Source organism: Amycolatopsis sp. La24 (genome assembly GCF_029087445.1).
Classification (GTDB): Bacteria; Actinomycetota; Actinomycetes; order Mycobacteriales; family Pseudonocardiaceae; genus Amycolatopsis; species Amycolatopsis nivea.
In genome coordinates this window covers 44,876-65,907 of record NZ_JARACH010000006.1, presented here as the reverse complement: position 1 = coordinate 65,907, position 21,032 = coordinate 44,876, and the positions used below count along the sequence as shown (strand labels likewise).

Annotated in this window: 20 protein-coding genes; 13 read left to right on the top strand and 7 right to left on the bottom strand. The window is 69.3% G+C overall.

Annotated elements, in window-relative coordinates; genetic code table 11:
- Nucleotides 1-90: 90 nt before the first annotated feature.
- Nucleotides 91-420 (bottom strand): co-chaperone GroES, encoded by a 330-nt coding sequence (gene groES, locus PUT80_RS09670; RefSeq protein WP_020662728.1) that lies wholly within the window; start codon nucleotides 418-420, stop codon nucleotides 91-93.
- A gap of 311 nt (nucleotides 421-731) precedes the next feature.
- Between groES and PUT80_RS09665 the strand changes: the two genes are divergently transcribed.
- Nucleotides 732-2,648: a peptidoglycan recognition family protein gene (locus PUT80_RS09665; protein ID WP_275291662.1), complete on the top strand. Its 1,917-nt coding sequence runs from the start codon at nucleotides 732-734 to the stop codon at nucleotides 2,646-2,648.
- A 45-nt stretch (nucleotides 2,649-2,693) separates the two neighbouring features.
- On the opposite strand, the gene PUT80_RS09660 is transcribed toward PUT80_RS09665, so the two are convergent.
- Together PUT80_RS09660 and xrtP are read right to left on the bottom strand one after the other, a co-directional pair.
- Nucleotides 2,694-4,022: a glycosyltransferase gene (locus tag PUT80_RS09660; protein WP_275291739.1), complete on the bottom strand. Its 1,329-nt coding sequence runs from the start codon at nucleotides 4,020-4,022 to the stop codon at nucleotides 2,694-2,696.
- A gap of 53 nt (nucleotides 4,023-4,075) precedes the next feature.
- Nucleotides 4,076-4,582 (bottom strand): exosortase P, encoded by a 507-nt coding sequence (gene xrtP / locus PUT80_RS09655; protein WP_037816219.1) that lies wholly within the window; start codon nucleotides 4,580-4,582, stop codon nucleotides 4,076-4,078.
- A gap of 376 nt (nucleotides 4,583-4,958) precedes the next feature.
- On the opposite strand from xrtP, the gene PUT80_RS09650 reads away from it, so the two are divergent.
- From PUT80_RS09650 to wecB, 3 genes are all read left to right on the top strand, one after another.
- Nucleotides 4,959-5,726: a choice-of-anchor P family protein gene (locus PUT80_RS09650; protein WP_275291661.1), complete on the top strand. Its 768-nt coding sequence runs from the start codon at nucleotides 4,959-4,961 to the stop codon at nucleotides 5,724-5,726.
- Nucleotides 5,727-5,746: 20 nt separating this feature from the next.
- Nucleotides 5,747-5,926, top strand: coding sequence for an LPXTG cell wall anchor domain-containing protein (locus PUT80_RS09645; protein ID WP_037816221.1), 180 nt, complete (start codon nucleotides 5,747-5,749; stop codon nucleotides 5,924-5,926).
- A gap of 69 nt (nucleotides 5,927-5,995) precedes the next feature.
- Nucleotides 5,996-7,159 carry a UDP-N-acetylglucosamine 2-epimerase (non-hydrolyzing) gene (gene wecB, locus PUT80_RS09640; protein ID WP_275291738.1) on the top strand — a complete coding sequence of 388 codons (1,164 nt, stop codon included), beginning with the start codon at nucleotides 5,996-5,998 and terminating at the stop codon, nucleotides 7,157-7,159.
- Here wecB and tsaD read toward each other — a convergent pair.
- From tsaD to tsaB, 3 genes are read right to left on the bottom strand one after another with little or no spacing between them, the layout of a single operon-like run.
- On the bottom strand, nucleotides 7,140-8,186 hold the full coding sequence (tsaD, locus tag PUT80_RS09635; protein ID WP_043835247.1) for a tRNA (adenosine(37)-N6)-threonylcarbamoyltransferase complex transferase subunit TsaD: 1,047 nt from the start codon (nucleotides 8,184-8,186) through the stop codon (nucleotides 7,140-7,142). The two genes, wecB and tsaD, sit on opposite strands and share 20 nt — an antisense overlap.
- The gene (rimI, locus tag PUT80_RS09630; RefSeq protein WP_037816223.1) at nucleotides 8,186-8,668 is read right to left on the bottom strand and encodes a ribosomal protein S18-alanine N-acetyltransferase; all 483 of its coding nucleotides are present in this window, start codon (nucleotides 8,666-8,668) and stop codon (nucleotides 8,186-8,188) included. The genes tsaD and rimI overlap by 1 nt, the downstream gene beginning before the upstream one ends.
- Nucleotides 8,665-9,330: a tRNA (adenosine(37)-N6)-threonylcarbamoyltransferase complex dimerization subunit type 1 TsaB gene (gene tsaB / locus PUT80_RS09625; protein ID WP_134731479.1), complete on the bottom strand. Its 666-nt coding sequence runs from the start codon at nucleotides 9,328-9,330 to the stop codon at nucleotides 8,665-8,667. Before tsaB ends, rimI begins: the two co-directional genes overlap by 4 nt.
- Nucleotides 9,331-9,400: 70 nt before the next feature.
- Here tsaB and PUT80_RS09620 point away from each other — a divergent pair, with 70 nt between their 5' ends.
- The 8 genes from PUT80_RS09620 to PUT80_RS09585 all read left to right on the top strand — a co-directional run bounded on the left by PUT80_RS09620 (nucleotide 9,401) and on the right by PUT80_RS09585 (nucleotide 17,821).
- Complete coding sequence (locus tag PUT80_RS09620; protein ID WP_275291660.1) at nucleotides 9,401-9,955, top strand: DUF3558 domain-containing protein; 555 nt, start codon at nucleotides 9,401-9,403, stop codon at nucleotides 9,953-9,955.
- A gap of 112 nt (nucleotides 9,956-10,067) precedes the next feature.
- Nucleotides 10,068-10,559 carry a hypothetical protein gene (locus PUT80_RS09615; RefSeq protein ID WP_275291659.1) on the top strand — a complete coding sequence of 164 codons (492 nt, stop codon included), beginning with the start codon at nucleotides 10,068-10,070 and terminating at the stop codon, nucleotides 10,557-10,559.
- Nucleotides 10,556-11,158: a DUF3558 domain-containing protein gene (locus tag PUT80_RS09610; protein ID WP_275291658.1), complete on the top strand. Its 603-nt coding sequence runs from the start codon at nucleotides 10,556-10,558 to the stop codon at nucleotides 11,156-11,158. The genes PUT80_RS09615 and PUT80_RS09610 overlap by 4 nt, the downstream gene beginning before the upstream one ends.
- The gene (locus tag PUT80_RS09605) at nucleotides 11,158-12,453 is read left to right on the top strand and encodes a hypothetical protein (RefSeq protein WP_275291657.1); all 1,296 of its coding nucleotides are present in this window, start codon (nucleotides 11,158-11,160) and stop codon (nucleotides 12,451-12,453) included. Before PUT80_RS09610 ends, PUT80_RS09605 begins: the two co-directional genes overlap by 1 nt.
- 2 nt (nucleotides 12,454-12,455) lie before the next feature.
- On the top strand, nucleotides 12,456-13,202 hold the full coding sequence (locus PUT80_RS09600; RefSeq protein ID WP_037816227.1) for an ESX secretion-associated protein EspG: 747 nt from the start codon (nucleotides 12,456-12,458) through the stop codon (nucleotides 13,200-13,202).
- A 109-nt stretch (nucleotides 13,203-13,311) separates the two neighbouring features.
- Complete coding sequence (locus PUT80_RS09595; protein ID WP_275291656.1) at nucleotides 13,312-14,733, top strand: acyl-CoA synthetase; 1,422 nt, start codon at nucleotides 13,312-13,314, stop codon at nucleotides 14,731-14,733.
- Nucleotides 14,730-16,046, top strand: a complete 1,317-nt coding sequence (locus PUT80_RS09590; RefSeq protein WP_275291655.1) for a carboxyl transferase domain-containing protein — start codon at nucleotides 14,730-14,732, stop codon at nucleotides 16,044-16,046. Before PUT80_RS09595 ends, PUT80_RS09590 begins: the two co-directional genes overlap by 4 nt.
- A gap of 365 nt (nucleotides 16,047-16,411) precedes the next feature.
- A complete protein-coding gene (locus tag PUT80_RS09585) occupies nucleotides 16,412-17,821 on the top strand; it encodes an MFS transporter (protein ID WP_275291654.1) in 1,410 nt (469 codons plus the stop codon).
- 82 nt (nucleotides 17,822-17,903) lie between these two features.
- Here PUT80_RS09585 and PUT80_RS09580 read toward each other — a convergent pair whose 3' ends face one another.
- A complete protein-coding gene (locus PUT80_RS09580; RefSeq protein WP_275291653.1) occupies nucleotides 17,904-19,277 on the bottom strand; it encodes a neutral zinc metallopeptidase in 1,374 nt (457 codons plus the stop codon).
- 91 nt (nucleotides 19,278-19,368) lie between these two features.
- Here PUT80_RS09580 and PUT80_RS09575 point away from each other — a divergent pair, with 91 nt between their 5' ends.
- Entirely contained in the window at nucleotides 19,369-21,027 is a 1,659-nt protein-coding gene (locus PUT80_RS09575) for a DUF2207 domain-containing protein (protein ID WP_275291652.1), read from the top strand.
- Nucleotides 21,028-21,032 lie beyond the last annotated feature (5 nt).

Below are 21,032 nucleotides of genomic sequence, written 5' to 3'. Positions count from 1 at the left end.
CCGCTTACCTTTCGGTTGTCGTGCGACGCAAAACGCCCCGCACCCCGGCATGAGCGGGGCCCGGGGCGTCCTTGCGCTGCGAGTGACGCGTCAGTTGATGACGGCCAGCACGTCGCGGGCGGAGAGGATCAGGTAGTCCTCGCCGTTGTACTTGACCTCGGTGCCGCCGTACTTGGAGTAGATGACGACGTCGCCGACAGCCACGTCCAGCGGAACGCGGTTGCCCTTGTCGTCGATGCGGCCCGGGCCCACGGCCAGAACCTTGCCCTCCTGGGGCTTCTCCTTGGCGGTGTCGGGGATGACGAGGCCGGAAGCGGTCGTCTCCTCGGCCTCGCTCGTCTGGACAACGATCTTGTCCTCGAGCGGCTTGATGTTCACGCTCACCGGGTTGACCTCCACGGTCGTCGAAAGCGTCGGCATGATGACTGGTTACGGCTCATACCACCCCCGCCGTCGCGGGTGCCGGGGCGTGTCCGGGCCGTTCGATTAGCACTCTAGCCATGTGAGTGCCAGCTTCGCAAGGAGGGTCCGCCGGACCTGGTGAAACCCCAGGCGGAGGCCGCTGACCGGCCCGTTTGCTCCGGGCGGCGCGCGAGGGCCCTCCACCAGGCGGCGGACGGCCCGGGCACCGCCGCGTGCCCGTTCGGCCGCATCCGGTGGATAAAGCTCACCAAATCCCCCGGCTCCTGGTTGGATCCGCACAGACAGGCATCTCACCCCTGGAGCCCTCTATGCCCCGCTCACTCCCGTGGCGCCTGGCCGCTGCCAACACCGGGCTGCTGGCAGTGGCCGCGGTCGCCATGCCCGCCTCCGCCCATCCCGCTAACGCAGCCCGCCAGCGCGCCTTCGCCGACGCAGCCTCCGAATTCGGCGTCCCGGCGGACGTCCTGCTGGCCGTCTCGTACCTGGAGTCCCGCTGGGACACTCATTCCGGCGCGCCCAGCACCGCCGCCGGGTACGGCCCGATGCATCTCACTGACGTCCGCACCGCCGGGCTGCGGACCAGCGAATTCGACAATCCCGACGAAGACCCCCGAGGCGACGACTCTCGCCCGGCCCTGCGTCTGCGTCCGCTGGAAGCCCCGGCTCCCCCGTCCGGCAGCCAGACCATCGACCAGGCCGCCGCACTGCTGCACACCGACGCGGCGAAGCTCCGTACGGACGCCGTAGCGAACATCCGCGGCGGCGCGGCGCTGCTGGCCGAGTACCAGCGAGAGCTGGGCGTCAAGAGCGACAGCGCGAAGGACTGGTACGGAGCTGTCGCGCGATACAGCGGCTCCGAGGACGTCACTGGCGCGCGCACCTTCGCCGACGAGGTCTTCGCCACCATCAACAGCGGCATCGCGCGCACGACCGACGACGGCCAGGCCGTCAAACTCGCCGCGACGTCCGGCGTCACCCCGGACCGTGCCCAGGCGGATCGGCTCGGTCTGCGGGCCGGAAAGCCGCCGGCCACGGAGTGCCCGCGGTCGATGTCCTGCGAATCGGTGCCCGCGCCGTTCCAGAAGATCGGCGACAGCTACGGCAACTACGACAAGGCCGACCGGCCGCGCGACCAGAAGATTGACTACATCGTCATCCACGACACCGAGGGCACGTGGGACTCGGTGATGAAGCAGGCGCAAACCCCCGGTCAGACCGCGTGGCACTACACGGTCCGCTCCTCGGACGGCCAGATCGCCCAGCACGTGCCGACCAAGGACGTCGGCTGGCACGCCGGGAACTGGTACCTGAACGAGAAATCCCTCGGCGTCGAGCACGAGGGCTTCGCCGCGCAGGGCACCTGGTTCACCGAGGCGATGTACCGGCAGTCCGCGAAGCTCGTGCGTTACCTCGCGCACCGCTTCGGCGTTCCGCTGGACCGGGCGCACATCCTCGGCCACGACAACGTGCCCGGCCCGAACGCGGACAAGATCAAGAGCATGCACTGGGACCCGGGTCCGTACTGGGATTGGGCGCACTACTTCGATCTGCTCGGCGCTCCGCTGGAGCACGACGGCGAACCGGATTCCGGTCTGGTCATGATCGATCCGGAGTTCTCCGCCAACCGTCCGGCGTTCACCGGATGCGACAAGATCGGGTCCGGAAACCCGTGCCCCGAGCGGAGTTCCGGGTCGGTCGTGCTGCACACCGAGCCGAGCGAGTCCGCACCGCTGCTGTCCGATGTGGGCATGCACGGGCCCGACCCGTCCACAATGGACGTCTCGGACATCGGCAGCCGCGTGGCCACCGGCCAGAAGTACGCCGTCGCGGATACCCGCGGCGACTGGACCGCGATCTGGTACCTCGGCCAGAAGGGCTGGTTCCGCAACCCGAACGACGCGCCCACCGCGTATCCGGCGGACGGATTCGTCGCGATTCCCAAGGCGGGCAAGGCAACCGTGCCCGTCTACGGGAGCGCGTACCCGGAGGCCAGTGCGTATCCGAAGGACATTCCGGTGCAGGAGCTCAAGCCGCTGCCGTATCAGCTCGGCGCGGGTCAGAAGTACTCCGTGGGCGGGCTGACCGGTTCGGAGTACTACTCGGCGTCCTTCGACGTCGCGACGAACAAGGTCGTGAAGGGCAAGTCCAGGTACGTGGAAATCCAGCTCGGCCACCGCGTGGCGTACGTCAGGCGCGACGACGTCGACCTCGAACCGGCGTCCTGACCGCAGCTCGCTGCATGCCCGGGCCGGAACTTCCGGTCCGGGCATTCACGCGTCCAGCGCCACTTTCACGCCCGTGCTGGCCTCGGTGTTGCGCCGGGTCTTGGCCCAGCCGTTGCGTCCGCGCACCAAGCGGAACAGCGCGCGCCAGGACGTGATGTAGAAGGTGTAGATGTAGGCCGCGTACAACAGGCCCATGCCGATGCCGCGGAAGATGTTCTTGCTGCGCAAGCATTTCATCTGGTAGATCGGGCCCCACACGACGAACGGCAGCAACCCGAACGAACCGTAGATCGCGAACAGGATCCAAGCGCCGCCGGTGAACCACGTCCACACCTGACCGGGATCGCCCGCCGTGCTCACGAGAAGCAGGATGAACGGCACCGGGTACAGCAGGGAGCCGAGCAGCTGCATCCACGGCTGCGCCAGGTAATACATCATCTCCGCGGCGCCCAAAGTGGACACGTGCGGCGAGTCCCAGATCCGGCGCAGGTACCGCATGCACTGCATGGTTCCCTGACCCCAGCGCGTGCGCTGCACCAGGAACCGGCGGAGGCTGTACAGACCTTCTTGCGCCACATGCGAATCCGGCGTGAACCCGGTTCGCCAGCCCGCGGTGAGCAGGTGCACGCCGAGTTCGAAGTCCTCCAGCAGCGAACCGCGCCACGGGGCCAGTTCGTCGCCCGCGATCGAGTCCAATGCGGACAGCCGGGTGAACTGCCCGTTGCCGCCCATGGAGATCGTGCCGGTGAAGCCGCGGGAGGTCTGGATCGCCGCGATCGCGGTGCGGAACTCCAGGTCCTGCAACTGGGCGAGTTTGAGGCCGAAGGCGCGGGAGAACCACGTGCGGCCGGGCGGACGGCTGCGGAAGTTGCTCATCCGGACGTCGAGTTGAACGGCGCCAACGGTTTCGTCGCCGAACAGGTGGTCCGCGGCGCACACTTCGAGACAGTTCGGCGCGGGACGGCCGTCCGCGTCGACCACCACGACCACGACCTGGTCCCGGTCCGCGTCGGGACCGAGCCAGTCGTCCAGTTCGCGATAGGCGGCGTTGAGCGCGTCTCCCTTGCCCGTACGCGCTTCCGGGCGCTGACGGGCGACGAGGTGCAGATTCGGGTCGTAGCCGCCGTTGCGCCGCCACACCGAGCGCACGACGCGGGCGGTGCGGTCGTCGGAGTCGTCGTCCACGACCCACACGTGCGCGCGGCGGAAGGTGCCGCGCAGGTACTTCACCGTCTCGCGGATCACCACCTCCTCGTCGCGGCAGGGGACGAAGAAGTGCCAGGAGAAGTCGGCCGGATCGCCGACCGGAGCGGGCTTGCGGCGCAGGTACGGCACGACGATCACCACGACGTACACGAGGAACGCGACGCTCATGGTCAGCGCGAACGCCTGCGTGACCGACAGCAGGATCTTCAGGCCGGAACCGCTCACGCCGCGGCCCGTTTCTCGGCCTTCGTCTTCCGCGTCGCCAGCCACACGAACAGCACCAGCGAGATCGCGCCGCCGATGACGCTGACCAGCGAGCCGAGCAGCGTGTGGCCCCAGTAGTAGCCCTCGTCGGTGCCGAGCCCGTTGACCAGCCCGACGATGGTGAGAATGCGTAACTGATTAACCAAGATCACCGTGATCGCGGAAATTCCCAGCGAGAAAAAGAGCCTGCGGGCATTCTGTGGCCGGAACCACAGAAGTGCGGCGGTCACTAATAGCAACGGCAGCAGAAGGAATACCGACGAGCATTCCGGAGTCATCCGCAACCCGAATGGAGTATCGCCAGACAACCCGAAGTAGACCGATTCCCGGTTTCCGGCCACATAGACCCCCGATGAGGTGACAATCCGGAGGATGACCCCGGCCAGTCGCACCTCCAGCTCCCGGTACCCGCGTTCCACGAGCACCAGCACCACCCCCGCGGCGAGCACCCCGACCACTGCCATACGCAGCGGAAACCGGGATGCGCCTGACACCGGCGCGTTGACTGCTGTCACGACGACCCTCTCGAGAAGAAACCCAGCGGAACCGGGCGGACCCGGCCACGGTCGTGTCCGCGACGGCTCCCGCCCTGCGCCGGGCAGCCCCATTCCGGGGACACCCGAGCAGCTTTCGGCATATTCTTACGCACTCTTGCTACTCCGTTAGAGTGATGCTTCACGCAACCTGGGGAAAAGCGAATTCTTATCACCCGATGTGGTGATTGAGGGCAAAAAACTGTGCCATTTCGGAAACCTCAGCCGATAACCGATCCGCGTGCCGACTCTTGCTCAGCGGGTTTAGTCCGCGCAGCGGCTCGCCCTGAGAAAAATCGGAGGACCAGTGAAGAGACACCTCGTGCGACGAGGCGGCCTGCTCGCCGCTGTCGTGGCGAGCATCGCCCTGGCCGGAGCTGTTCCGGCCAGCGCCGCTCCCGGCGACGGGTCGGCCTACGGCGTCAACGTCGACGTGACGCTGCTCGGCCAGCCCGCGGTGCATCTCGGCCCGCTCGCGGCCGCGAACACCAACGGCCCGACGGAAAGCACCGCGGTCTCCGCGAACGTGCCCGGCGTGCTGACCACCGGCGTGATCAAGACGTCCGCCGTGCGCGACGACAACTCCGGCGCGGTCACGGCGAAGGCGTCCGTCGCCGACGTCGGGCTGCCGCTGCTCAAGGCCGCCGCCGGCGATGTCGGCGTGAAGGCGGTCGAAGCCGTCTGCACCGCGACCCAGGAAGGCGTCAAGGGCAGCACCACGCTGGTCGGCGCGAACCTCGGCACCCTCGGCAAGGTCGACGCCACCCCGGCGGCGAACACCCAGCTGAAGGTCCAGGTCGGCCCGCTGCACGTGGCGACGCTGATCCTGAACGAGCAGATCAAGAACAACGACGGCAGCCTCACCGTCAACGCGCTGCACCTGAAGCTGCTCGGCGGCGACGCGCTGGGCGCGCTCGGCTCGGGCGACGTGATCCTGTCGTCGGCGACCTGCGGCCCGGCCGCTCCGCCGATGCCGCTCGCGTCGGGCGCAGGCATGTGGATCGGGTTCGGCGTGGTCGCCGCGATCGCGGTGCCGGTCGGCCTGCGTTTCTCCCGGCGTCGTTCGGCTGCCTGACCCGGTGAGGTGATGGATCGATGTACAAGATGCCTGGCGCCGGGGTCGGCGTCGCCGGTGGCGGGGTGGGCACCCTCGCCGCCACCGGCGCCGACGTCGGCTGGTGGCTCGCGGTCGGGGTGGCGCTGGTGATCCTCGGGATCGTCGCGCTGATCGCCGTCCGCCGCCGGAATCGGCGGTTCGCCCGCCTGGACGGCTGAAGAATCCGGGCTGCCGGCGTGATCCCGCCGGCAGCCCGGTTTTCCGGGACACTCGAAAGGGTGAAAACGTTGGACGTGATGCTGCTGGCCGGGACGCGCCCGGAGGCGGTGAAGCTCGCGCCGCTCGCGCTGGCCCTGGACGCCCGGCCCGGGCTGCGGCCGCTGGTCGTGCACAGCGGTCAGCACCAGGGCATGGTCGAACAGGCACTGGCCCCGTTCGAGGTCGGGATCGACGCGTGGCTCGACGTGCCGCCGCGGGTGTCCGGCACGCAGGCGGAACTGGTGTCCGGCCTGCTGCCCGCGCTCGACGCCGCGCTGCGCCGGTACCAGCCGTCGGCGGTCGTCGTGCAAGGCGACACCACCACCGGACTGGCCGGCGCGCTCGCCGCGTTCTGGCTCGGCATTCCGGTGGTGCACCTCGAAGCCGGGCTGCGTACGCACGACCTGGCGTCGCCGTTCCCCGAGGAGGGAACGCGGCAGATGATCTCGCGGATCGCCGCGCTGCACCTGGTCCCGACGGCGGCCGCGGGCGCGGCGCTGCGGGCGGAGGGCGTGCCTCCGGAGCGGATCACGCGTACTGGCAACACTGTCGTCGACGCGGTGCTCGCGGTGGCGGCGCGCGATTTGCCCGCCCGCGATCCGGCGCTTGCCTTGCTGGAGATGGGAATTGCCGAAGCGAGCGAGCAACTGGTGCTGGTGACGTCGCACCGCCGCGAGTCGTGGGGCGAACCGTTGACGCGCACGCTGACTGCCGTGCGCCAGATCGTCGATGCCCATCCGCGCGTGCAGGTGCTGTTCCCGGTGCATCCGAATCCGGCTGTGCGGGAACAGGTCGAGGAAGTGCTGGGCGGGGTCGCGCGGGTGACCGTCACCGAGCCGTTGGAGTACCCGGATCTCGTGCGCGCGCTGCGGTTGGCATCGCTCGTGCTGACGGATTCCGGTGGTATTCAAGAAGAAGCGCCGACGTTCGGTACGCCGGTGCTGGTATTGCGTGACACTACGGAACGCCCGGAGGCCGTCGAAGCCGGTTGCGCTTGGCTGGTCGGCACCGACACCGAACTGATCACCGACACCGCCGCGCGCATTCTCCGCGGGGAGATCAGCGCTGCCGCATCAGCGAATCCGTACGGAAACGGTTCCGCGGCCGCACGGTCAGCGTTGGCGATCGAGGCGCTGCTGGGGGTGTCGCTTGATGCCGCTGCCCTGGTGAGTCCTAAAGGGACACAACATTGACCGGCAGGCCCGGGTTCGCCGAAAAGTCCAGCGGTGCCACGGATCGACCAGCCGCCACCACGTGCGCACCCAACGCCGCGATCATCGCGCCGTTGTCCGTGCACAAGCGCGGCCGCGGCACGCGCAGCTCAATGCCAGCCTCCGCGCATCGCTCCGCGGCCAGTTCGGAAAGCCGCGAATTCGCTGCCACGCCACCGGAAATCACCAACGTGCCGATGTTTTGTTCACGCGCGGCACGGATCGCCTTCGCGGTGAGCACGTCCGCGACCGCTTCCTGAAAGGACGCCGCGACGTCGTTCACCGGCACCTGATCGCCAGCGCGCTCGGCGTTCTCCACCCAGCGGGCCACCGCCGTTTTCAAGCCGGAGAAGGAAAAGTCGAACTTCGCGTCGCGCGGGCCGGTCATCCCGCGCGGGAACGCGATCGCCTTCGGGTTGCCCTGCTTGGCCGCCTTGTCGATCGGCGGCCCGCCCGGGTACGGCAGCTCCAGCACCCGCGCGACCTTGTCGTACGCCTCGCCCGCCGCGTCGTCCACAGTGGACCCGAGTTCGGTGATGCTCGACGCGATGTCGTCCACTCGCAACAGTTGCGTGTGGCCGCCGGAAACGAGCAACGCCAACACCGGCGTCGGCAACGGGCCGTGCTGCAACGTGTCCACCGCGATGTGCCCGGCAAGGTGATTCACGCCGTACAGCGGCACATCCAACGCGGTCGCATACGCCTTGGCCGCCGAAACGCCCACCAGCAACGCGCCAGCGAGACCGGGCCCGGCCGTCACCGCGATCGCGTCCACATCGGACAGTTTCAGCCCGGCGGTGGCGAACGCACGCTCCGCCGTCGGCACCATCGCTTCGAGATGCGCACGACTGGCAACCTCCGGCACGACCCCGCCGAAGCGAGCGTGCTGGTCCACACTGGACGCGACCTCGTCGGCGAGCAGTTCCACCGTGCCGTCGTCGTGCAGCCGGACGAGGCCGACCCCGGTCTCGTCGCAGGAGCTTTCGATGCCCATGATGACGCGCGCCATCAGCCGGCCACCTCGTCTCGTGCCGGGGCCTGCGCGGGGCGGGCCATAGTGAACGCGTCCGCACCGGAGGGCTGGTAGTAGCGCCGCCGGATGCCAAGTTTTTGGAAGCCGTGCGCCTCATACAGGTTCACGGCGGGGTCGTTGTCCGTGCGCACCTCGAGGAAGACCGCCGCGTGCAGCTCGTCCGCGCGCGTCAGCAACGCGCGAAGGAGCGCCTTGCCGATGCCCTGCCCTTGCGCCTCCGGCACCACCCCGATGGTGTGGACGCTCGCTTCGTAGTCACCGCGCCGCCCGACCACCGCAAGCCCCGCGTACCCGAGCAGCGTCTCCCCGTCGTCCGACCGCGCTGCGAGGTAGTAATGCCCCTGGTCAAGCTCGGAGTGGAAGGCGCGCGCACTCCACGGATCATCGCCGGGAAAGAGGATCTTCTCGATCTCCGCGCACTTCCCGACGTCAGCGCGGCGCAGCTGGTCGAGCTTCACAGCGCAGTCACCCTCTTGCGCGCCGCAGGCTCGACAGCGTCCGGACGACGCAGGTACAGCGGCGTCAACGGCTCCGGCTCCGCGCGCTCGAGAAGCGCCGTACGCGCCACGCGCACCAACCCAGCCGGCGACGGAAACCGCGGCTCGATCGGCACCACGCCCACCGATGCCGCGTACTGCAACGCACCGTCGCCCGCCGCTACGCGAATGTCAGTCTCAATGTCCGCGGGCCGCTGTACGTGGGGACCGTCGGTGCGCGCGCCCGAAGCGTCGTACGCAGCCCAGTAGACCTCGCGACGCCGCGCGTCCGTGAAGACGAGAAACGGCTTCTCCGTGCGTACGACATCAGACGCGATCGCGTCGAGACTGCACACCGGGTACGCCGGGATGCCGAGCGCGTGCGCGTACGCAGCCGCCGTGGCCATGCCAGCCCGCAACCCGGTGAACGGACCCGGCCCGACGCCGCACACGATCGCGTCCAGCTCGCGGAGCGTGACGCCAGCCTCCTCCGCGGCCGCCAGCGCATGCGGGGCGATCAGCTCGCCGTGCGCCCGAGGATCCACCGTGACGCGGTCCGCCCGGGTGACAAGCTCAGCCTCGTCGACGGCAACGATGCCCGCCGTTACCGCCGGAGTAGCCGTGTCGATCGCCAATACCAGCACGATTTCCCAGGATAGCTCTGGTCCGAAGGGGACGAGGGGGCGGGTTTGGGGGTGCGGGAGGATACGTTCCGTGACCAAGCTGTCTATCGCGGCCTTGCTCGGCAGCGTGCTGGTTCTGGCCGGTTGTTCGGCCGCCCCGGCCCCTCTCTCGGAGTCGTCCGCGCCGCCCGAGGTGCCGCAGGTGCCCCATCCGCTCAACGTGCGGAAATACGAACAGGACCCGTGCGCTCTGCTCCCGCAGGCAGCGGAGGTCTTCGGCGCGGTCCGCAACCGCAAGATCACCGGCAACGTAGCCCCGGTCTGCAGCTGGAACGACCGCGAAAACAGCTCGCTGGCCGTCGGTCTCGTCCCTGGGCAGGGCGGCCTCGCCACCGTCTACGGAAACCGGAGCAGCACCGGCTACTTCGAACCGGCCCCCTCCATCGACGGCTACCCGGCTGTCTACACCAACGTCCTGGACAACCGTTCAGACGGCGGATGCCAAGTCGCGGTCGGCGTCCGCTCCGACGAGACGTTCACCAGCTCAGTCATCCTCTTCCCACGGTCTCCCTCCTACGCCGACCCCTGCGCAGTCGCACTCAAAGCAGCTACGGCGGTCGTCGCCACCCTCCGAACAGGTTCCTGACGCCTGCCCGGCTTGGGGGATTTTGTCCACACAGGGAACCTCGACCGATTAAGCTCAGTCAGAGCATCGGCAGTCGCAGACAGTGCCGCCGGGAGCGAGGGGGAGCGTCGTCGTGGGCAATGGGCAGTCGTCCAGCAACAGCCAGCCGGTGGACGGTCGCGCGGGGTACGTCGACCCGGAAGAGCAGGCCAAACGCGACCGCCAGGACAAGCAGTTCGGCGAAGCGATGAACTCCAACGGCGTACGCGTCTACCAGCAGCGCGCGGCAGAGGACGCGAAGGTAAACGCCGCCGCGGCTGGCGGCGGGTTCAACATGGACGTCGACGCGATGCGGAAGCTGCAGCCCAAGTGGCAGGGGATCGCGGACAAGCTCAGCGACATGGTACGAGCAGGCGGTCAGTTGAAAATCGTGCCTCCGCCAGCCGAGGACCCGGCCAGCAAGCTCCAAAAGAAGGCCGCCGACGGCCATGCCGATGCCTACGTGGCGAGCTTGCAGCAGCAGTGGGAGTACGCGAAGGGCTACGCGCTCAAGCTGAAGGACGCGATCGCCAAGTACGAAGGGCAGGACCACGCCAACACCAGCAGCCTGCGCAAGCAAGGATGATCCGCGTGAAGCCCATCACTCTCGCCACGACAAGTTGCCTCCTCCTTCTCACGGTCACCGCTTGTTCGTCAAACCCCGGCACTCCGGTTCCGGCGACACCCGAGTCGTCTTCCACACCGACGAGCACCACGCGCAGCGTGCCTAAAGTGAGCAACCCCCTCGACGCCACCAAGTACGAGCAGAACCCCTGCGCCCTGCTCAGCCAAGCCCAGGCGACCGAGGTCATCAACGCCGTTCGCCACCGGCAGGGCAAAGGCCTCGTCGCACCGCTGTGCAGCTGGTACGACGACAGGGACAACAGCGTCGGCCTCGGGCTGCTCCCCGGACAAGGCGGGCTGGCAGGCGCCTACACCAACGCCGACAGCGACTCCGGCTACTTCGAAGCCGCCCCCGACGTCAACGGCTACCCCGCCGTCTTCGCGGGCACCACCGACGACCGGAAACGCGGCGGCTGCCAAATCGCCGTCGGGATCAAGGACGACGAGACCTTCACCGCGTCCGTGCTGCTCGACAAATCGTTCCCCGGCTATGCCGACCCGTGCGCATTGGCTGCGAAAACCGCCGCCGCTGCCGTCACCACTCTCAAGGCAGGTGCTTGATGGGCAACCTCTCCCCGCAGGAAATCGTTCGCCTGGTCAAATCCGGCAAGGGTTCCGGTGGCATGTTCCACGGTTCCGACCAGTCGGCGGCGCTCTCCGCTCAGCACGAGGACATCGCCAACGAAATGCGGCAGCTCCAGAGCGCGATGGACGAGTACTGGAAGGGCGACGCCGCCGGGCGGGCCTACGTCGGGGCCGGGCCGCTGGTCCAGGCTTCCCAGACCAGTGGCCAGCACCTCGCGCAGGCGGAGGCGCTCTACTCCGGCCAGGGCGGTTCCTTCGAGGGGCTGCGCGACAAAATCGCGTCGGTCGGCGATCTCGGGGACAAACCGTCGGACGACTGGGTCAGCGACACTCCGTTGTCCTTCCTCTCCAACCGTGCCGACGAAATCGACGCGTGGAACAAGAAAGCGCAAGAAGTCGTCAGCAGTTACGAGTCCTATCACGGGGAATCGACCGAGAACTCCGCTCGATGGGCGGACCCGTCGCAATACGGCGAGCTGGCCCTCCCCTCCGCAGGCGGTGATTTCACCATCACCCAGCCCGGCGGCACCGGCACCGCGCATCTGCCGACGCACTACACCCCGGGTGGCCCCGGCGGCACCGCTGGGACCTACACCGAGGGCGGCTACGTCGGCGGCACCACCGGCAGCACGGGCGGCACCGACAGCGGCACCAGCCACCGCGACCACACCAACGATCGCACTGGGCCGCCGGGGACCTTGCCTCCTTCGGAGACCCATCGGTGGGATCCGGGGCCTCCGCCGCACACCAACCCGACGGAGACGCCGGGCAAATACGTTCCCCCGCACAACAACCTGCCGGACGACACCCGGACGTCCAGTTACGTTCCGCCGGACCTGACGAGCGTCAACAACCCCACCAGCACCGGCAATCCCAACTCCTGGTCGGTCAACAGCAGCAACCCCAACACCACCGGCGGGGGCGGCAGCGGTCTGTTCACGCCGGGGCTCCCCGGAACCGGCGGCGGCAACGCGGGCAGCCTCGGGAACACAGGCAACACGGGCAACGGCAACAGCGTCGGCCGAGGTGCGGGAACCGGCACAGGACCGTTCGGCAACGCCGAAGCCGCCGGGCGAGGCGGAGCAGCGGCGGGTGCCAACGGGCGCGCGGGGGCACCCGGCATGGGCGCGGGTGCGATGGGCCGCGGTCAGAAGGGCGAAGGCGAAGAAGACCTCGTCCACGAGACCGCCGACTACCTGGTCGAGCAGGACCCGGACGCCGCCCTCATCGGGGACCTTCCGAAGGCGGTTCCGCCGGTGATCGGGCTCTGACGATGCTCGTGCTCGCCCGCGAGGTGGTGCTCCCTGCCGACTGCCTGCCCCTCGCGGCGGAACTGGCGGGGGTTTCGCTCCCGGCGGCGCTCGCGCCCGATCCGCTTTGGCGCGACCCCGAGGAGATGCGCGCGTACCGCGAAGCCGCGGTAAGCGCGATGGCCGACCAAGGCGTGTGGGGGCGCGGCGGTCTGGACGAGACGTTCGTCCGGACCATGACCGTGTTGTGCCGTGGGGCCAGCGAACTGTCGGCGACCGTCGAGAGCGGGCGGGACCGGCGGTACCGGCTGGTCGTCGCGGCCTCGGACAAGGACGCGGTGCTCGCCTGCCACATGCCGTCCACCAGCACCGTGGTGTTGCGACCAGCGCGAGCCGAGGCGCTGGCCGAGGACTTGATCCGGGAGTTGCCGCGCGTCCAGCCCGCGCAGGGGCAGGCGGTGTCGGTGCCGGAATCGGCGTTGAACCTGGCGATTGACGGCGGTCCGGCGCGGCAGGACGTCCGGCATCTGCTCGACGTCGCCGCGTTGCCGAGGGCAGGCGGCGGGCAGATCACCGCGGCGGTTCGCGACGGGCTCGGCGGGCGGCGGATCAGCGGGCGCGACATCTGCACGTATTACGACACCGAGCACGGGCGCTACCTGTTCTCGTTCTCCGAAACCGACGGCGGCGAGCGGTACGTGAACGTCGCGCCGGCCCGGTACGAAACGATGGTCGAGCGGGTGCGCGCGCTGCTCGATAATCTCGCCTGAACCTGGGTACCCCTGACAATCAGGATCTGTGAATCGCGTCGCAGGTGGCGAGCGCCACAAGGCGGTACGGTGCGGTTCCAGGTGCCGGTGACGCAGGAGGTCCGCGAAAGTGCCCGATCCGCTGTTCCCCGCAGTCGCCGCCGGATCCGGCAAGGAAGCGCTGCGCTTCGGCGACCGAAAACTCACCTACGCCGAACTCGGCGCGGTCGCCGGGGCGCTGGCCGCCGAGCTGCCGCGAGACCGCCGGGTCGCGGTGTGGGCGACGCCGACGCTGCACACCAGCGTCGCGGTGGTCGCCGCGTTGCTCGCCGGGGTTCCGGTGGTGCCGCTCAACCCCAAGATCGGCGAACGCGAACTCGGCCACATCCTCGCCGACAGCGAGCCCGCGCTGGTGCTCGCCGAGCCCGGCGTCGAACTGCCCGCCGCGCTCGACCTGCCGCGGCGCGACACTCCGCTGGAGGGCGACGGGAAGCCGCCGGCCGGCGAGCCGGATGCCGAAGCGCCCGCGTTCATCGTCTACACCTCCGGCACGACCGGTCCGCCCAAGGGTGTCGTACTCCCCCGCCGCGCGATCGCGACCACGCTCGACGCGCTCGAGGACGCCTGGCAATGGACGGCCGACGACGTGCTCGTCCACGGCCTCCCGCTGTTCCACGTCCACGGCCTGATCCTCGGAATCCTCGGTCCGCTGCGGCGCGGCGGCTCGGTCCGCCACCTCGGCCGGTTCTCCCTCGAAGGCGTCACCGGGGAACTAGCGAACGGCGCGACGATGCTGTTCGGCGTCCCGACGATGTACCACCGGATCGCCGAAGCGGTCGCGACCGACGAAGCCCTCGCCGACGCGCTCAAGTCCGCGCGGCTGCTGGTCTCCGGCTCGGCCGCGCTGCCGGTGCACGACCACCAGCGGATCACCGCCGCGACCGGACAACAGGTCGTGGAGCGCTACGGCATGACCGAAACCCTGATGAACACCAGCGTCCGCGCCGACGGCGAGCGCAAGCCGGGTTCGGTCGGCGTCCCGCTGGCCGGGGTCGACCTGCGGCTGGTCGACGAGTCCGGGGCCGCGGTCGAGGAGCCCGACGCGGTCGGCGAGATCCAGGTCCGCGGGCCGAATCTGTTCACCGAGTACCTCAACCGCCCGGACGCGACCGCCGCCGCGCTCGACGGCGGCTGGTTCCGCACCGGCGACATGGCCACCCTCGACCCCGACGGCTACGTCCGGATCGTCGGACGCAAGGCCACCGACCTGATCAAGAGCGGCGGCTACAAGATCGGCGCGGGCGAGATCGAGAACGCGCTGCTGGAACACCCGAACGTCGCCGAGGTCGCGGTGACCGGCGAACCGGACGACGACCTCGGCGAGCGGATCGTCGCGTGGGTCGTGCCGGACGGCGAACGCCCGACGGTCGAGCAACTCGCCGACCACGTGTCGAAGCTGCTCGCCCCGCACAAGCGGCCGCGCGTCGTGCGATACCTGGATGCGTTGCCGCGCAACGACATGGGCAAGGTCATGAAGCGAGCGCTGGGATGAGTACCTCCGCGCGCGAGCTGCTGGCCGGTCTTTCCACCGGGTTCACCGATCTGCCCGTCGCGGACACTCCGGCGGACGATCCGCTCGGCTGGCCGGGGTATCCGGAAGCTCGGGCCGCAGCCGCCGCGCGCACGGGCGAAACCGAATCGGTGGTCGTCGGGGAAGCCCGCGTCGGCGACGTGCCCACGGTGCTGATCGCCTGGGAGTTCGGCTTCCTCGGCGGTTCGATCGGACAGCAGACCGGCGACCGCGTCGAAACCGCCTTCGCGCACGCGAAAGAGCGTGGACTGCCCGTGGTTTCGCTGGTCGCGACGGGCGGCAGCCGGATGCAGCACGGCATGCGCGCGCTTTCCCAGCTCCAGCGAATCGCGCGCGCCGCCGCGGAAGCACGCGCGGCGGGCGTCCCGCAGATTTCCGTTCTCCGCGATCCGTCCACCGGCGGCGGCTGGGCGACGCTCGGTGCCGGTTCCGATGTCGTGTTGGGACTGCCAGACGCCCAAGTGGGCTTCGCTGGCTCGCGCGTACGGCCTGCGACGTCGCCCGCAGAGGCGTACACCGTCGAAGCGAAGCTTGAGTGGGGCCAGGTCGACCGTCTCGTTGAGACAGATGAACTGGGCGACGTACTCGCGCGATGGCTACGGCTGTTGGCTTCTCCGTCGACAGAGCCCGCTCCCCCGCCAAAAGCCCTTCGCAACGCCGCGCTGCCCGAAACCGGCTGGGACGCTGTACGAGCGGCGCGCGCCTCTTCGCGAGCGCGCGCACCCGAGTACCTCGACGCGTACTTCGACTGGCGAGAGAACGTACAAGGCGACCGTGCCGGTCACGTGGACGAAGGCGTCCAATGTGGCTTCGGCTGGCGAGACGGCCGCGCGATCGCGTACGCAGCACAGTGCGGCACCGCGACGCGCCCGGCAGGTTTCCGCACTGCGGCACGACTCGTGCGGCTGGCGTCCCGGCTAGGGATTCCGGTGCTGACTCTGGTGGACACTCCCGGCGCGGCGAACGACGCGGAAGCGGAAGAAGGCGGGATCGGGCCAGCGATCGCGGAGCTGTTCGAGGCGATCGCCACCGCCGCAGTGCCGGTCACGACGCTGGTGATCGGCGAGGGCGGTTCCGGTGGCGCGCTGGCTTTCGCCGCTGAAGGCACGACGTGGATCGCCCCGGACGCCTACTTCTCGGTCACTTCCCCGGAGGCCGCGGCGGCGATCCTGAAACGCCCGATGACCGACGTGCCTGCCGTGGCCGACCAGCTGCGGTTGCGTCCGCAGGACCTGGTCGGCCTCGGCCTGGCAGTCGGGATCGTCGAGTCCTAACGGGTCACGCCTCGACGGCGCGGACCCGCCACTTGCGCTGCGCGTAGGACGCGAGGGTGGCCGCTACAGCGACTCCCGCGGTTGCACAGCTTGCGATGGCCACGAATACTGCCGTCATTGCGGCTCCTCCTCACGGGTTGCGCGCGTCAAATGCCGTCGGCGAATCCGGATGATCCGCTGGCCGACGCGTGCGAGTTGATGGGGTTTTACAGGTATCTACCTGCTATAACGCATGCTCCCCGGTCTGCGTTACCTGCGCTACCCCCGAGCGGGAGTGAGACGTGTCACGTTAGGCTTTGGACCGCTCGCGGTAGGTGATGTCGGGGGCTCTGCGCAGTGAGTCCCGAAAACGCGAAGGGAGCGATGTGACAGAGGCAGCAGACGGGAGGGGGCCGTCGGGCGGCGCCACCGTCACGGACGACGCGACAATGCGCCGGGCGGTCGGCGCGGCCGCGGTCGGCAACATCACCGAGTGGTTCGATTTCGGGGTCTACGGCTACCTCTCCACGACCATCGAGGCACAGTTCTTCCCGCCCGGCAATCCCGCGCTGGCCCAGCTCGCGACGTTCGCGACCTTCGCGGTGGCGTTCCTGGTGCGTCCGCTCGGCGGCCTGTTCTTCGGCCCGCTCGGCGACAAGATCGGCCGGACCAAGGTGCTCGCGGTGACGGTCATCCTGATGGCGACCGGCACGTTCCTCATCGGACTGATCCCGTCGTACTCCTCGATCGGGCTGGCCGCGCCGATCCTGCTGGTGTGCGCGCGGGTCCTGCAGGGCTTCTCCACCGGCGGCGAGTACGCCGGCGCGATGACGTTCATCGCCGAGTACAGCCCGGACCGCCGCCGCGGCTACTTCGGCAGCTTCCTGGAGTTCGGCACCTTCATCGGGTACGCGCTGGGCGCGACCGTCTCGTCGGTGCTGCCGCTGGTTTCGACGCCGGCCTTCATGGACACCTGGGGCTGGCGGATCCCGTTCATGGTGGCGCTTCCGCTCGGCATCGTCGGGGTCTACCTGCGGACGAAGCTCGAGGAGACGCCCGCCTTCCAGCAGCTGCTCGACGAGTCGGGCAAGCGCGAGGACGCCGAAGCCAAGCACGTGGTCCGCACGATCTTCGCGAAGTACTGGCCGACGATGCTGCTGGCCGGCGGGCTCGTGGTGACCTGGAACGTCACCAACTACATGCTCACCAGCTACATGCCGACCTATCTGAAGGACGACCGCACGATGTCCGCGAACGGCGGGCAGGCGATCTCGGCGACCGCGGCGGAATGGCTGCAGATCGGCGTGCTGTGGCTGGGCGTGCTGCTCATCCCGCTGCTCGGCAGGCTCAGCGACAAGGTCGGCCGCAAGCCGATCCTGTGGGTCGGCGCGGGCGGGCTGATCGTGCTCGGCCTTCCGATGGTGCTGCTGCTCAAGAGCGGGTCGCTGATCTCGGTGCTGCTCGGCCTGGTCCTGATGGGACTGCTGCTGATCTGCTTCTCCTCGACCTGCCCGTCGACGCTGCCCGCGTTGTTCCCGACCGAGGTCCGCTACGGCGGGCTGTCGATCTCGTTCAACATCTTCGTGTCCGCGTTCGCCGGGACGGTGTCGCTGGTGATGAGCGCGCTGGTGCTCGCGACCGGGGATCTCAAGTGGCCCGGGTACTACCTGATGATCGCCGGCGTGGTCGGTGTGATCACGCTGCTGAAGCTGAAGGAGACCGCGAAGAAGCCGTTGCCGGGGTCTTCTCCGTCGTTGTCCGCTTCGGAGGACGCGGCGGCCAGGGCCGGCCAGTAACCGCCTGACGAGCTGAGAAGGGCCCCTCGCGTTCGAGGGGCCCTTCTTGGCGTTCAGGCCGCTTGCAGCTCGTCGTGGCGGGTCAGGCCACGTCGGAGGAGTTCGCCGTCCAGGTGTTGCACTGCTGGGTGCGGTTCTTCGTCGCGCCCTGGCGCCACCAGGCGATGGAGTGCTCGTCGGTGCCGTGGTCGCGAGGACCGTCGCCGTGGTCCCCGCGGTCCTCGGAGTCCCAGGCCTCGTTGTAGATGTTGCGGTCGATCGACCCGCCCGCGCTCGACGACGCACCGAGGAACATGCCGGAGAAGCACTGCGCCTGCAGTTCCAGCCGGCGGGACAGCTCCAGCCCGGCGGCGGAGTCGGCGCCCGCGTCGTACCGCTGTTCGCTCATCGCATCCTCGACGCCGGACAGGTTCTGCACGTGGTGCCCGTATTCGTGGGCCAGCACCGCGAGGTAGATGCCGGGATGCGCGCCGTACTGCTCGATCTGGAGCTTGTCCATCGGCATGTAGATGGTCTCGTTCGTCGGGCAGTAGTAGGCGGCGAAATTGTCGCCGGACGAAGTGCACGGGCTTTGCATCTGGCCGGACTGCGCGACCACCAGGTTCGGACCCTCGAACGGAAGGCCCGCGTCGCCGAGCACCGGCGCCCACACCGTGTTCAGGCAGCGGATGCCGGACTGGAAGAACCGTTCCGCGCCTGCCCGGTCCGAACTCCATCGGCTGAGCGTGCACGCCACGTTCTGCAATCCGGCGTCGGCGCTGGCGAACAGCGGGTTCCGCGCGGTCTCCTTCACCGGTTGCGGGCCGCGGGGCGCCGGCGGGGCCTCGGACGCCGGTTCCGAGTCGCTGGTGGTTTCGCGGGTTTCCCTGGTTGTCGAGGCGGTGGTGGCCGAAGTGCTGCTTTCGGTGGTGTACCGGGTGGGCGACGTTTCCCTGGAGACCGGGGAATACGTCGGCGGCGGGGTGCTCGCCGCGTCGACGCGCTTGTCTTTGTGCACGGCCGCACCGAGCGCTGCCAGTCCCCCGACGACCAGCACGATCGCGCCGAGCACCGAGACCAGCACGATCACCCCGGCGTGCGATTTCTTCGGCGGTCGCCCAGCGCGGTAGCCGTCGAGCCGGGCGCCCGCACCGAATGCCGGCGCGGGCACACCAGGGGACGCGGCGAAGGGCCCCGGCGCCGGAGCGACCTGCGGCGGCGGCAACGGCGCGGCAGGCGGCGGCAACGGAACTGCCGGTCCGGCAGCGGGAAACGGCGGTCCGGGAGGGAACTGCGGTGCCGGCGGAACCGGCGGCCCGCCCGGAAACTGCTGTCCCGGCGGCATCCCCGGTCCCGCCGTTCCGCCGCCTGGCATCCCGGCGCCCGGCGGCATCCCGGGCGGCAGCGGCCGCGGCGGCGGGAGCGGGGCGGCTCCCGGCGGCACCGGATAAGGACCGCCTTGCGGTGGCCAGGTCATCGTTCCCCCTGCGATTGCGTGATTCGCGTAATCCGGCTTTTTTCACTGCCGGGGCACCCAGCCTAGCCGGTGTGCTCTAGGCTCTGCTGCCGTGGCGAGGAAATGGGTTTCCGCGGCGGCGATCGCGGCATTGGCGGTGCTATCCAGCGCGAGTCCGGCGGCGGCCTTCTCCGGAACCGGGCGGCATTCCGAGAATGCGCAAGCGTCCCCCGAAGCGACTGCGGAAATCGCACTTAAACTGTTGCGCGACGGCGGCTTCCAGGTCACCGAGAAGGTGACTGTCCCCGGCGGACAGCGGTTGGTGTCCACCTTGCCGTTGCGGCTGCCCGCCGACGACGGCCAGGACCTCCGCTACACGGTGCGGGACGCGAAGGCCACCGGCGGCGGCGCCGTCGCGCAGGCCGACGACCAGCTCACGCTCACCTTCGGCGCGGGCGAATCCACCGTCGTCTACACCCTCGCCGGCGCTCTCGCCGACCAGGGCGGCGGCCAGCAGGTGCACGCGCTCGTCGCGGGCGGCTTCGACCAGCCGGTGAAGGAAATCAAAGCGTCCTTCCTCGCCCCTGCCCGGCAGATGGCGCCGGTGACCTGTTCGATCGGCGCGAACCAGCCGTGCACGCTGGCCGAGGTCGACCACACCGGCGTGCTGCGGCTGCAGCAGAACGATTTGCCGCCGGGCGCGCGGATGGAACTGTCGGTCGGACTGCCGCCGGGAACCGCACCGGCGAATGCCGATTTCGTGCCGGCCAGCGCATTGGCGGCGGCATTCTCGCTCACCTTGCCATCCGTCATCGGCTTCGCCGTGGTTGCCGTTTTGCTGATTGCCGCCGCGCTATTCGTATGGCGGCGCCGAAAGCAGGACGAACTCGCGACCAGCACCGGCGATACCACAATTGAAGTCCTGTTGCGGGAAAACGGCCGAACTTGGTTCGCTTCTCCGGACGGGGTGCTTCCCGGGCAGATCGGCACCGTGATGGACGAGTCGGTGGACCCGGTGGACATCGCGGCCACCGTCGTCGATCTGGCGGTGCGGAATTACCTGTGGCTGGCCGAGCTTCCCGGTCCGGACTGGCAGATCTCCCGGCGGAACCCGCCGGACGAGCACCTGCGCGATTTCGAGCGGGTGGTCTACGAAACGCTGCTGCCGGAAGGAACCGACACCGTCCTGCTGTCCCGGCTGAGCGAACTCGACGCGGCGCCGATCCAGGACTCCATGTACCGGGACGTCGTTGCCAGCCAATGGTTCTCGCGTCGTCCGGACACCTCGCGCGGGGTGCTGGCACTGCCCGGCATCCTGCTGTTCGTGCTCGGCTTGGTCGCGACGGCGGTGCTTTCGTTCACCGTCGGGCACGCGCTGCTGGGCGTCGCGGTCGCGCTCGCCGGCCTGGGTGTCGCCGCGGCTCGCGCGCTGCTGCCGTCCCGCACCGCCCGCGGCCGCGCGGTCGCCGGCCAGATCCGCGGGCTGTTGCGCTACCTGCACCGGGTGCGCGCGGAAGACATCGAACGCCCAGCGGACCGCGAGATGGTGTTCTCCCGTTCTCTGCCGTACGCGGTGGTGCTCGGCGACACCGAACGCTGGCTCGGCGCGTTCGCCGACTTGGACCCGGACGCCGACGGCCAAGCCGGCCTCTCCTGGTACGGCGGCGTCGAACAGGACGACGACCTGCGTCGCTTCGGCCCCCGGCTGCTGGCCTTCCTGGCCGCGCTCAACCACGCGCTGACGAAGGAACCGTCGAAAACCGGGTCGTAGCGGAG

Excerpts from the sequence above, each read along its gene's own strand:
- groES (WP_020662728.1), bottom strand. The coding sequence starts at position 420 with ATGCCGACGCTTTCGACGACCGTGGAGGTCAACCCGGTGAGCGTGAAC.
- PUT80_RS09665 (WP_275291662.1), top strand. The coding sequence starts at position 732 with ATGCCCCGCTCACTCCCGTGGCGCCTGGCCGCTGCCAACACCGGGCTG.
- PUT80_RS09660 (WP_275291739.1), bottom strand. The coding sequence starts at position 4,022 with ATGAGCGTCGCGTTCCTCGTGTACGTCGTGGTGATCGTCGTGCCGTAC.
- xrtP (WP_037816219.1), bottom strand. The coding sequence starts at position 4,582 with ATGGCAGTGGTCGGGGTGCTCGCCGCGGGGGTGGTGCTGGTGCTCGTG.
- PUT80_RS09645 (WP_037816221.1), top strand. The coding sequence starts at position 5,747 with ATGTACAAGATGCCTGGCGCCGGGGTCGGCGTCGCCGGTGGCGGGGTG.
- tsaD (WP_043835247.1), bottom strand. The coding sequence starts at position 8,186 with ATGGCGCGCGTCATCATGGGCATCGAAAGCTCCTGCGACGAGACCGGG.
- PUT80_RS09610 (WP_275291658.1), top strand. The coding sequence starts at position 10,556 with ATGATCCGCGTGAAGCCCATCACTCTCGCCACGACAAGTTGCCTCCTC.
- PUT80_RS09605 (WP_275291657.1), top strand. The coding sequence starts at position 11,158 with ATGGGCAACCTCTCCCCGCAGGAAATCGTTCGCCTGGTCAAATCCGGC.
- PUT80_RS09600 (WP_037816227.1), top strand. The coding sequence starts at position 12,456 with ATGCTCGTGCTCGCCCGCGAGGTGGTGCTCCCTGCCGACTGCCTGCCC.
- PUT80_RS09590 (WP_275291655.1), top strand. The coding sequence starts at position 14,730 with ATGAGTACCTCCGCGCGCGAGCTGCTGGCCGGTCTTTCCACCGGGTTC.
- PUT80_RS09580 (WP_275291653.1), bottom strand. The coding sequence starts at position 19,277 with ATGACCTGGCCACCGCAAGGCGGTCCTTATCCGGTGCCGCCGGGAGCC.